This window comes from Shewanella eurypsychrophilus (genome assembly GCF_007004545.3).
In the GTDB taxonomy this organism is placed as follows: domain Bacteria; phylum Pseudomonadota; class Gammaproteobacteria; order Enterobacterales; family Shewanellaceae; genus Shewanella; species Shewanella eurypsychrophilus.
The window spans coordinates 2,269,476-2,282,308 of sequence record NZ_CP045503.2 but is presented as its reverse complement, the minus strand read 5'-3'; the positions used below and the strand labels follow the sequence as shown (position 1 = coordinate 2,282,308).

General features: G+C 43.5%; 7 protein-coding genes. 5 read left to right on the top strand and 2 right to left on the bottom strand.

Annotated elements, in window-relative coordinates:
- Positions 1-111: 111 nt before the first annotated feature.
- The 3 genes from FM038_RS09605 (at position 112) to FM038_RS09595 (ending at position 4,324) form a co-directional block, all read left to right on the top strand.
- Positions 112-3,684: an intermembrane phospholipid transport protein YdbH family protein gene (locus FM038_RS09605; protein ID WP_142870496.1), complete on the top strand. Its 3,573-nt coding sequence runs from the start codon at positions 112-114 to the stop codon at positions 3,682-3,684.
- A gap of 128 nt (positions 3,685-3,812) precedes the next feature.
- Entirely contained in the window at positions 3,813-3,974 is a 162-nt protein-coding gene (locus FM038_RS09600; RefSeq protein WP_179948413.1) for a YnbE family lipoprotein, read from the top strand.
- 29 nt (positions 3,975-4,003) lie between these two features.
- On the top strand, positions 4,004-4,324 hold the full coding sequence (locus FM038_RS09595) for a YdbL family probable chaperone protein (protein WP_142870495.1): 321 nt from the start codon (positions 4,004-4,006) through the stop codon (positions 4,322-4,324).
- Positions 4,325-4,414: 90 nt separating this feature from the next.
- Here FM038_RS09595 and FM038_RS09590 read toward each other — a convergent pair whose 3' ends face one another.
- On the bottom strand, positions 4,415-7,255 hold the full coding sequence (locus FM038_RS09590) for an ExeM/NucH family extracellular endonuclease (RefSeq protein WP_142870494.1): 2,841 nt from the start codon (positions 7,253-7,255) through the stop codon (positions 4,415-4,417).
- 487 nt (positions 7,256-7,742) lie between these two features.
- On the opposite strand from FM038_RS09590, the gene FM038_RS09585 reads away from it, so the two are divergent.
- Positions 7,743-9,044, top strand: a complete 1,302-nt coding sequence (locus FM038_RS09585) for an anaerobic C4-dicarboxylate transporter (protein ID WP_142870493.1) — start codon at positions 7,743-7,745, stop codon at positions 9,042-9,044.
- A gap of 608 nt (positions 9,045-9,652) precedes the next feature.
- On the opposite strand, the gene FM038_RS09580 is transcribed toward FM038_RS09585, so the two are convergent.
- Entirely contained in the window at positions 9,653-10,930 is a 1,278-nt protein-coding gene (locus FM038_RS09580) for a hypothetical protein (protein WP_142870492.1), read from the bottom strand.
- Between the two features lie 1,324 nt (positions 10,931-12,254).
- On the opposite strand from FM038_RS09580, the gene FM038_RS09575 reads away from it, so the two are divergent.
- The gene (locus tag FM038_RS09575; RefSeq protein ID WP_142870491.1) at positions 12,255-12,680 is read left to right on the top strand and encodes a GIY-YIG nuclease family protein; all 426 of its coding nucleotides are present in this window, start codon (positions 12,255-12,257) and stop codon (positions 12,678-12,680) included.
- The last annotated feature ends 153 nt before the right edge of the window (positions 12,681-12,833 follow it).

Here is a 12,833-nt window from a genome sequence, read left to right as displayed (position 1 = left end):
TAGTGATATAGTTACGGTTGAATATCACTCCATGCTAAACTCAAACAATATTTATCTACGCTAAACGTATTATCTAAAATGTTAAGTCATCTATCCCAAACAAAGCGGCTCATGCTTGCTTTGGCTTTCACTCTACTCATTCTCGTTGTCATTTTAGTGAACAGCTACGAGAGAGTATTGATGAGTATTGCAAATCATTATCTTGCCGAATATGACACTCAGATAACTCAACTAAACATTAGACCCACCTCGACTCACCATTGGCTGCTCCCCGAACTCAAGCTAACGGTTCATGACAGCGACATAAACATCGAAGGTTTAGCGTTAACCTTAAATACAAATATGAGCCTCTTTAGTCTCTATTCCCAGCCATTCTCAGCCAGTCAGGTGATGAGCTTAATAGAGGTCATTTCTGTCAAAGAGATACACGCCCAACTCAATCCCGGCGTGTTAACTGACGAAGGGAAAAATGTCGACCAGCAAGGTCCAACCGTGGCACTGGATCTCAATGAACTCCCTCAGATAGATATTGGCACCACCTCACTGAGTCTGGCAGGCATTTCACCTTCCGCTCTGAGCCTGACCATGGAGCATTTAACATTAGATGAAGAGGGCAAGCTAAGTACGGTAATCAGTCGCAAAGGTCATGGTATTTTCCAATTAGATGCCCGCTTAACCGAGAAACAATGGCGCGTTTCGAGCCGACTCGTCTTCGATGAGCTATACACATTGCTTAGTGAACTCGCAGCACAAGAACTCGATCATAGCGCCCTCGTCCCCCTGCTTGCGCTTAAACAAGAGAGTGAACGTTTAGGGCTGGAATTAAGTGGCAGCCTGGAGTCATATGCCACATTGGATCTAAAGTCGGCCCAATTAACATCATCCCATACCTTAAAAGATTCGAGTCTGACAATGAGGCATTTCGAAGGGCTCACTTTAGCACCACATTCACTCAATTCATCGACCAAAGAAACTTCAGAACAAGATAGCGTTAAATTTGACATCTCCGGTCATCTTGCAGATCTCACCTTCTCACTACAGCCTTTCGTCCTTGAGGTGAGTCCGAGTCGCCAGCAGATAAACAGCTTATTGCCCCTTCTTTTTAATGAACGGCATAATGAGCGGTTCACTCCCCTTATCAAGGCGATGCTCGAGCCCAGAAGGACAACAGCAGAAAGAAAGCATAAGGATGAAAAGCCAGCAATCGAGATATCATTGACTCTGAACGAGCCTTTAGCGTATTCGTTTGTCTCTAACCATATTTCTTTGGGTCATGCCCAGCTTAAGATCCGTGATGCAATAGTGGATGCTCAATTATCAGCAACCGATTTATCACTGCAAATACCCACACAGAGCCAGGCATTCGAGTTTGAAAGCGACTGGCAGTTCGCTGCAACGCGTGAGCAAACAATACTGCTAAGCTCCTTAATGCCTAACGAGCCAGGCTCTGTCGCTGACCACGTTTCTGACAGTTCTTCCAACAACAAGCTGACAACTGATATCAGACTCGGTGCTTCATCTGTTTCCCTGGCAGGTAAAATTAGTATAGGAATAGAAATAGGGACAGATACAGACCATGAATCGCCTCAATTTAAGCTCAGTATCAAACCGAACTTAGAGGCACACATAGCCAGTGTGGAGCTAGTTGCCAGCCGCGTTAAACAACCATCAGCCAAAAAAACTGATGATCATCCCCCTGTTAAATTTGAGCTGAACACTCTCAAACTCGTTAGCCATGATGAGCTGGTGATAACCTCAAATGAGGCGAATACGCTGAGCCTAGACATCCCCAGCCTGACATTATCTGTTGGCCCTACGCACTACAAGCAAGGCATACCCACTGATTTACCCTCTGTAACTAAAGCGCTCAGCTTCGATGCTAACAGCCTCAAATTCAGCACCGCGGCAATGAGCCACTTCTTAATAAATAACAATCCTGTTGCTGAGAGCCTAACCAACAATAACCAAGAATCTAAAGCCGATAACGCGTTAACCCTATCCGCTTTCACCTTCGAGTCTGAAGATGTTCAATTTACTCAGTCCATAAGCACAGGTGAGAGCTTCTCTGTATCTACCGGAGTGACGCGTCTAACCAGCCTGGGCCCACTGGTGATAAAGCGGATCACTGGCTCAGCAGGCAAAGACAAACAACCGCTACAAATAAGCGTTCCAGCATTGAGTTTCGAACAGCTCGATAATCAGTTTGCCTTCAAACATATGCCATCGGTAGAAAAAAGCGAATATCTCGGTACATTATCAGGTCTGTATCTCTCTTTAGAAAAGCCCAGCTCATTGCTTATACCCGGTTTCACGGCGGAGGCTCTGAGCCAGGTATTAACCCAAAACCTGTGGCACAACCTCCTCCACTATGAGCTCAATGGCGCAGATCTGACTCACCATTACCTTAAAAACAAAAGACAACGTACCGAAAAATTGCTAGGTCTATACACGGCGAGTCTTTCACAATCATTAGACTGGAATGGCGCCCAATTAGATACCCATGAAAACTGGGAGTTCGATGGTCTGGAGTTTGTGAGTGAACATAGATTACAGCCCCAAATGACTTCTGCAGCCACAGCAGAAAGCGAAGCTAACAACCCAGGGTTAAAACTCACAGGAAAGCTGAACTTAGCAACTAGCCTTGGCAATATTTTATCCCTTGTGAGCCATAACTATTCCCTGCCCACATCCCTGTTCATTACCGGTGATGCCCGGCTGCAAGCTCAATATGAAGTCAATAAAAATGATAGTTCGACTCAAATGAATATCAATTTTACACCTGAGCTCACCTCCCTCAGCGGTAGCATTAATGAGCTTCCCTTTGAGCAAGCCGATATTCAGGCAAGTTGTCACTTTCAATTGGAGCAATTAAGTCAGTCTTCACCCCCTGAGTCTAAGGGAACTAGCATCAGCACCTTAGCCTGCCCGAATATCCAATTTTCTGCAGATGCGTTTAACCCCGGCGTATTGATCACAGATATCAAGGCTGAAGCGGACTTTAGCATCACCTATGATGATAAGCTCGTTGCTAAAAACGCAAAGGATGTAATAACAGAATCAAAAACAGAACAGCAACAAACACAGAGCCAAGGTGCTGTCAAAAATGAAGTCTCTATCATTCCTGACACCTTAAGTGCAGCGAGTATTCAGATGAATGCCAGCGGCGAGCTCCTCGGCGGACAACTACTGTTACCCGAGTTTAACTTGAGGTTACACGACAAGTCTCATGGGTATTTACTCCTGCAAGGACTTGAGCTTGAACAGTTAATAGCCATTCAGCCACAGGTCGGCCTCTATGCCGATGGGATCTTCGATGGTGTATTACCGGTTGATTTAGTCCAAGGCAAGATTTCTGTCAGCGGAGGACAATTGGCAGCGCGAGCGCCAGGAGGGCTTATCTCAGTCAGCGGTAACCCGGCAGTGGAGCAGATGCGCCTGTCCCAGCCCTACTTAGATTTCGCCTTCTCCACCATGGAACACCTCGAATATTCTGAGCTTGCGAGCACCTTCGATATGCAACCAAGCGGGGATGCGCTGTTAAAGGTGAGCGTAAAAGGAAAGGCGAAAGGGATTGAACGTCCTATTCACTTGAACTACTCTCAAGAGGAAAACATGCTGCAACTGTTAAAGAGCTTACAGATCGGCGATAAGCTGCAGACTCAGATAGAACAATCAATGAATTGATATTTGTACGTTCAGCTTACAGTCATCTCAAAGCGATATAGTGATATTAACCTGCTACAAAGTTTACTTGATAAAATAAGGAACACTCAGTGAAGAGACTGCCTATTTTGCCCACGACCATTAGTGCGATGATCGCTCTCCTGGCGCTCACAGGCTGCACCCCAACAGTTAAAATTGAGCCTCCTGATAAGCCAATTGTGATTAACTTGAATGTAAAGATTGAGCATGAGATCAGAATTAAGATCGATAAAGAGCTCGATGAGCTACTGACCAACGATGAACTGTTTTAATCTCGGCTATAGAATTTAAGGAGTACAGAATGAAAACCAAATTATTGGTGCTCGCAGCAGGACTATTGCTGAGCCTAAATGCATTCGCCATATCGCTACATGATGCTAAGTCTCAAGGCATCGTCGGGGAGCAGACAAATGGTTATCTTGGCATAGTGAAGAGCAGTCCGGATGCTAGCGCGTTAGCGAAGCAAGTCAATGCCAAGCGTAAATCTCATTATCAGAAGATTGCCAAGAAGAATGGGATCTCAGTCTCTGAGGTCAGTAAAATGGCTGCCGAGAAAGCGATGAAGGCAACCAAGAAGGGCCAGTTCATCCAAAGTAAAAGTGGTAAGTGGATTAAAAAATAATTCAATTAGACTCGATAGAAGATCTAATACCAAAAAGCCCGCGACTGCGGGCTTTTTATTGCGTCAACTAAAGTTGACTAATAGAACTAGTTAAAACTTCAGACTGGCTTTTCCTTTCAAGCCATCGTCATCCTTAACGATCAATTTCACCTTGGTAGCTTGCCCACCGAACTTAATCGTCATTGGCCCACTAGCACGACTGCCATCGTTAAACTTCCACTTATGTTGAGTGATATAACCATCTTCATCGAAGCTGTTCGACACAAATAGATCGATAAACCAAAGATCAATATGCTCAATCACAGCCACAGGCTTAATCTTTTCTGTTTGAGTCGTGATAGTGACTGTTTGCGATACACTGTGAGTTAATCCGCCATTATCAATAACAGTTAATGTCACCACGTAATCGCCATCTTGGGCATATTCATGGTTAACCATTGCTGTCTCAGCGACACCGCCATCGCCTAACTCCCACGAGTAGCTGGCTATCTCGCCATCTTCATCTGTTGAGTTATCGGTAAAGATCGCCATTACACCGTCAATAGACACAGTAAAACTGGCTACTGGCGCAAGGTTCTCTTCACCAAGCAATACAGAGATAACAACAGGGTCGTGATCAGATGAGCGATATGCATCATTATTGTACAAGTCAGCGAGCTGCGCGTCAGACTTAAACTCTTCGTTGTAATCGAGTAATCTTGGCTCATCGGTATTGATATGCCACTCGGTTACATCGATGACCTTATCCAATAAACTTGCATTGGCCAGCGCGTGATCCAACTGACCCGACTCACCCGAATAAACATAAGAATATGCATTTTCTTTATCAAAATGATCGAACAGCTCCACAAATCCAGCATTTTTAAGTGCGGTTAGTGGATTTTCCTGCGCATAGGCATTGAGATCGCCCATCACCAATACATCGACATCAGCGTACTCGGCCTCTAGCCACAAACCAACCGCCTGGGCGGCGCTGGTGCGGGTCAGGTTACAGTTACCTTGGCCATCGTTCATATTCGGATCGCCTAAACTGTCACAATCACTGCCCTTAGATTTGAAATGATTCACTGCAACCACAATGACATCATCGCTTTCAAGATGTCTGAAGCTCTGAGCTAACATTGGACGGTTTTTGCCATCATTAAACAGTGGCGCGTTGTTTTCACCCAATGGGGAATTGGCGCTTGATAGCACCTTAGCCACGCCATCTGGGCTCACCTTGTCTAAGCGATAAATCAAGCCCACAGTGATAGCGTCAGTCCCGATGCCAGCGGCTGTTTCAGCACTGATAAAAGCATAGCGAGTTTCACCTATCGCCTGATTAAGACCAGAGACGAGATCGGCAATGGCTGACTCACTGCCAAAGCCATCATTTTCAATCTCCATCAAGCCAACGACATCGGCATCAATGGCAACCATAGCCGCTATGATCTTGTCTCTTTGACGGGTAAATTCGGTCGCGGTGTCCGCGCCACGTGGGGTCGGGAATCCCGCTCCCGCACCGTCACCATTGAAATAGTTAAGCACATTGAAGCTGGCAAGGGTTAGATTGCCGCCTTCGGCGAGCATAGGCGCAGATGTTCTTGCATTCTCGGCGACAAAATTAACCGTATCCAGTGGCATTAATCGATATTTACCAAAGCCATAGTGCATCACGGCATCAAGCCCAGTGATCGTATCACCGACACGCACAGTATTTGATGCACTTAAGCCAGGAGCCGGGTAACGTACTGGATCTGGGTTTTGAGATGTTAAGCCATCATCTAATACTATGGCATCTTTGGCATTCGCCGCCGTAACAGCAAGTGCATCGACGCCAGGCGCTGCGACTTGCGTTCCGATAAAGTGACGTTGGCTACCCAGCAGTAGCTCACCATAACGACCTAAATTGTACACCTCGTTGACGGCTAAGTTATGACTGAAACTAACGCGCATCCCTTCGAATGCTTCTAAATCACTCGTTTCATCGATGGGCAATGTCACAACAGCTGCGGTTGGCATCGCTTGGGCAGAATCACACAGCATATGTGCGGTGACATCGGTGAGCTCAGTCAAACCGCTATACTCTTTAACCTTAGCTTGTAAACGAATACGATCGCCAGCAAGATAACCCGTGGCGCTGCCCGTATACACGAACACACCTTCTGAGGTCAAAGGATCGCCATCGACTTCATTGTCAGCCATCTGCACAAACAAGCCTTTAAGACCCGCTTCCTGATTACTGGTGACTATGGCTTCAATTTCGACAACTTGACCATTGAGTGGACTGGTATCCGTTATCCCTTGAATAGCATGGATAGCCGTAGATGGGTCATTACACACCAGTGTCACAGGTTCTGTGGGATCCGTTGGGTCAGTTGGGTCAGTTGGGTCAGCATTAAACTGCCCAAGATCTGAAAAGTCATCCTTAGCAAAACCCTGCCAGGTATCGAATGTCACCTCATCGTCAATAATTACATCGCCGATGAGCTGTTCAGGAGCGCGGCGCAGCGTGTTGTCTTGAGTCGACAAATCGCCTGTTCCCCACTGACTACCAGGATCAACGCCGACTTGACCTAAGCTATCAACGACTGAACCCGATTTTCTAAGGACGATAGCATCGTCACCGTTAAAAAAACTCGCGTTACTCGTTTGATTGGCAAGGGCCAAAATCTCAGCGTTGGCATCATTGTCTGCCAGTACAAACGTCTGCCCCGCAGCTAAGGTTCCTGTCAATGCTATGGTCGAACCGACATCGGTTTTGCCATTGAAATAGTATTCAACTTGGTATTGACTGAGATCGATATCTGTATTGGTAGGATTGTAGAACTCGATGGCCTTGTTATTACTGCTGCCTTCGACATATTCAGAAATGATGAGATGATCGGCTGCCTGAGCGAACGTGGAAACACCACCTATCGCCAAGGCAAGTAAACTTGCTTTGGTAAACATATTAACCCCTTAATATTATCCATTTAACCTAGTTTTAATTCGAGTATTTGACTCTTTTGTTCAAATTACTCAGGTTTTTATCCAAAAAACCAGTCGATACTATAAAGGAGTTTTGTTTCCAAACGGTTGCGTTTAGGTTGCAATCATGCTGTTTTGTATCAACTAATAGCCTAAGAAGTGTTTCACCACCTTTACAGTGGTAGTTCAACACTATGCTGCTTGTGGCCTGTCAGTCTTAAAACTGATTTGTTGAAATCAAGAGCAGTTTCTGCAGTTCCATAAACCAATGAAGAACTAGCAGCCACTGACTTATCAGCACCTCACCTGTGCGCTAGTCCATATAATAGAAACACAGCACGTGAGCCGCTTCACAGCTTAAACAAATAGTGAATTACCCACCTCTACATAAGCATTAACAGGAGTAAAATCTATTGTGTATCGCTCGTGCTGTGCGGCTTTGCTATTTTGCTTCCAATTAAGGTTATTTATGATCGCTATAGAATTTTTTGTTGTACTTGCTTTTATCTATCTAGGCGCTCGAATCGGTGGAATAGGAATAGGGCTTGCTGGCGGCGCTGGTGTCTTAGTATTAACCCTATTTATGGGCGTCGATACAGGGCATATTCCCGTCGATGTCATCTTGATCATCATGTCGGTAATAGCAGCAATTGCAGCGATGCAGGTGGCTGGAGGCTTGGACTGGTTGGTCGATTTATCGGAGCGATTCTTACGTAAACACCCAAAACGAATTACCTTCTACGCACCGATTGTGACTTACTTTATGACCTTGCTTGCAGGCACTGGCCACACGGCATTTTCAACATTACCCGTCATTGCTGAAGTCGCTAAGGAGCAAGGTATTCGCCCTTCACGTCCCTTGAGTATCTCAGTTGTCGCTTCACAAATTGCTATCACTGCATCTCCTATCTCGGCGGCCGTAGTGTTTTTCTCTGGAATTTTAGAGCCCCTCGGCGTCGGTTACTTAACCTTGCTTGCCATCTGTATTCCAACCACCTTCACCGCTTGTATGGTGGGCGCGTTCGTCGCCAACTTCTTAGGTTGTGAACTTAAAGATGACAAGATCTATCAGGAGAGGCTGGCAAAAGGCTTAATAACGCTTAAAGGACAGACTAAAAGAGAGATCTTACCTACCGCAAGATTAGCCACAGGTATCTTCGTTACCGCCATTGTGGGTGTGATCGTGTATGCAACATTGATTTCCGATGCGGTCAATATCATAGAAAACCCCACACTGGGCCGTAACGATGCCATCATGGTGTTTATGCTTACCGCAGCGACAGCCATAGTGACCTTCACTAAGATTGATGCATCAGAGATAGCCAATGCCGCTACCTTCAAGTCCGGCATGAGCGCCTGTATCTGTGTACTTGGTGTGGCTTGGCTCGGTGATACCTTCGTATCCAGTCATATCGATCAGATAAAAGAGTTTTCCGCAGATATCCTCAATCAATACCCTTGGATGCTGGCAGTGACCCTGTTTTTCGCCTCTATGCTGCTTTACTCGCAAGGTGCAACAACCACAGCCTTGATGCCAGCCGCTTTAGCCATCGGCGTAGCACCAATCACCGCCATTGCTTCATTTGCCGCAGTAAGTGCGCTGTTTGTCTTGCCGACTTACCCGACTCTACTCGCCGCTGTTGAGATGGATGATACCGGCTCGACGCGTATCGGCAATTTAGTGTTTAACCATCCTTTCTTTATTCCTGGCCTAGTGACCATATCAACTTCGGTAGCTTTGGGATTCTTGATCGGTGGACTCGTGTTATAAGTTTGGCGGAGCCATACTCTAATTTACTTTAACTCTGAAAATGGGCAGCCTTCAAATGAAGGCTGATTACATTTTCTTTTGCTTGTTTCATTCGGCTGGTTTTATGTTTGGAAGTGGATTTGAAGGTCGACCCTTCATAGTTATCTATCGCTTCCCAGCGGGGGATGTGCAGCTACTTCTACGAGACGCCGTGAACACGTCCGTGTGGGCTCTGCCAAAACATCCATGTTTTGGAAGCTCGCAGCCGCACCTACACTTAGGTTTTCACAAGCAGTCCATCTATTTAGTTTAGGTTTATGGCTAGGCTTCGTAACACGTTTCTGCCCCTTAACGAGTTACAGGCGGTAAGCAGCGCAGATAAGAGACAAGTTAGTTGACCTACTTTTGCTAATCGATGAGTGACAAGCAGTGATTACTTTCGAATCAACATAAATACGAATGCTCACATTTGCAAAATGTTGTGCTCGTTTATTCAATATTAATCTGATAGATTCCTTATAAATCAATAGATTTTGTTCAGCAAAAATTAAATAATAGGTTTATTAAATGTGCATGCGCGTTTTGCCAAATACGTGCGCAACGCACAAATACTAAGACGTTAGCAAGTGCTATTCAGCCACAGTAATAGCCATCAGTTTTTTATATAGTTCATTATTTTCTTTTTGAGTGCCATCATTCAGAGTATATAAAACATCTTGCGATAGAGTTAAGGCTTTTCGTAATGGCTTTGGTAACTCTTCTGGCAAAAATGACTCTTCAATAAATCCTGGTTTTACTGGAGCCATACCAGTTCGTACTAAAAAATCAATTTTACCATTGCTTTTATATAGTATGTGGAATTCATTAATCTGTTCATTGATATTTAAAAATTCAAGCATATAGTCATACAATTCATTAAACGGATAAACAACTGTTCCTTTGGTACACCCTGTAGTTTTAACTACTGAGTGTCTACCAAAATACAAACCAATTCGATCTTTATTGAAAATTGCTCTGATTAAGCACGATCGATCAATAAAAATCTGGCCATTTAGCTCAGATAATAAGAAGCTCGGTCTAATATGAGGTTGCTGTATTTTTTTTCGAGTTTGTTGTCGTTTGTTGATAAATAAATTTTCTTTTACTTCTGAGTAAGGGGTCCCCTTCGTAAAGTAGATGTATCTTTCTTCCCAAGCACAGGTATTGCAAGGCTCAGTCATTGCTCTAAAATTTATTGAATTATCAGACTGAACTATAGTGCTATAACATTTTTTGCATGGTTTGAATGTCGATAAAATTTTATCTTGGTTAATAAAGAATCGACGAATCCTCGGGAGTGTAATCTTTAAGCCTCGGACCCATGTGCTTCTTTCGGTATTGACGGTTGCTAATTGTTTACTGTCAGGTTTTCGAGTGTTTTTATAAGCTTTAACAATTAACATTGGGGCTAACCAAGCACAGTTAAATTTACCGTTTCCTTTGTGGAATTTAATTATTAATAAATAATCCGATGTATTATACTGAGAGGAAGACATTGAAACTTTGTCTACCAAAGTGCTCTTAATTTCAATGTAATTTCCTTTGAAGTTAATATCAAAGCCATCATTATTAACAGGTAGTTCTTTGTCAGGAATGAGCAACTCTATTAATGCTTCACCAGTAGATCCAATTACTGTTGAATACTCATGGAATTGGTGAATTAAGTTTGGTTCAATTCCAGAAGCGTAAAGAGTTTTCGCTATTTCTTTATACGCATGAACTATAGTTAATTCATCAAGAAGCTTGTGTCCTTCCTTAATATCTGAAAATCTATTAGTACATTTGTATTTCTCTAAAATATAATCGTCCCATATTTTTGGCGATTTGTTTTTTTTAAGAATATCGAAAGGTATTTCTTGATAATTCATAGTACATTACTGGATAGCAAGTTCTTCTGTGTTGAATATTAACACAGAAGAACTTGTTGAGAAATAAGAACTTTATTGACACCTCGTTACAGCACTATGCTAATCGGGTAGCCGGAGGTATCTAGCCTCCAGCCCCCACACCACCCTGCATGCGGCTCCGCACAGGGCGGTTCATTTAGAACGCCTAACCTAAACTCTCTGGTTAGGATAATGAACTGCGATCCATCCATCTCTTAGTGAACATAAACCCGCTTTCTTAAGATGAACATTAGTAATGATAATGACTATCGTAAAGTTTAGAGCTTAAGCACTAGCTAGCTTTTGTCCAGAAATTAGCTAAGGGGCGTAAAACTTTTCTGCCCCATAGCTTGCTAGCCTTCGAATGAAGATTGATTACATTTTCTCTTTTGCTCAATGATATGGGGTGTATGTTTGAACCTCATACCTTCATTTGTTACCTATCGCCATGTGCAGATACTTCAGCGAGACTCTGTGAAGCTATCCTTGGCCGCTCTGCGGTTTTAAACTACGTCCGTGTTTAAATGCCCGTTCGGTATCCCTACCTCTCGCTCAGTGAGTTTCGCTATGTGAAACTTCGCACTGAAATCGAAGCTCGCAGCTGTATCTACACTTGGTGATTTCAAGCAAGTATTCTCTTTAAATTGGACGCTCGATAACTGGATGGTTGTACAGTTATAATTCGAAGACCGCAAGATACTAATTTTGCTTCTCGTATGTAAGAGAAAAATTCTCGGTTTTACCAAACGAAAAAATCTATAACATTGAAAAATAGTTAGTTTATGCTTCATAAGGTTTACATAACGACCCAAAGTTATTCTCGATTATCTAAATTCTCGGTTTCTCCGCAAGAAATGGCCATTGCCTCACAGAAACCTTACTGATAAGTCTCTAAAATCATTGTGAATAAGTGGCACTTTTACGATTATATTGGTTAACCGTTTGTAGGGTGTTTATCGGAATTAACTCTAATACGCTGTTGAACTAAGCCGCTACGCGGAGCCTAAATAAGCTTCAATCGAGTGTCTAACCGATTTTGAATCAGTTAGACTTAAAGATATGTGAAGGAACACAACGATGACAAAGGAATTTCAATGAAATACGTAGAAGCCACGCAATATTATTTGTTCAAAACAGCTCTACAGCCAAGAGCCAGCATCAAAAAAAGCAAATTCCTATAGCATAAAGCATACCAATTAACTTTGACTAGGCATCGGCCAAGTCCAACAAGCGATTTATGCCCTGCAAACAGCGCAACGCATAAATACTAAGACGTTAGATTTTTATGTAACTAAAGGAGGTCATTATGGCCGCACAAACATATTCACTAGAGTTTGAGGGATACTGGAGGGAGCCTAAGAAAGGTAGTGTCCCTGCTGCATCTGGTATTTATAATGTTTACACTTGCCTTTTCAATGAGTCAAAGAAGACTGTAACATTGAAAAAGCACCTCTATACGGGTGAGTCTCAAAATGTTCGAGAACGACTTTCAGATCATGAAAAACAACCTGAATGGGAGAAACACCTAAAAACAGGGGAAGTTCTTTGTTTCTCTGTTGCCAAAGTTTCCTCTACATATAGAGTGCGTTGTGAGGCGGCCATAATTAATCAGCACAAGCCACCTGTTAATACTGAGTACGTTAATAATTTCCCATTTGATGAAACAACAATGAATTTATCAGGAAAGATAAAGTTTCTTCAAGAAAATTTTACTGTTTACCGTAAAGACTAAAAATCTAACAAATGCAACCAATCGGAGGTTTTAGTCTTGTCACCGTTTTTTGCAAAAAGAAGCAAAAACACCGCCAATCCTAAACCGCCGTTGTCGCAGGCGTTATCGAGCATACGATCGCCATACTTTTCCTAATCAAAGCGTCACGGGCTA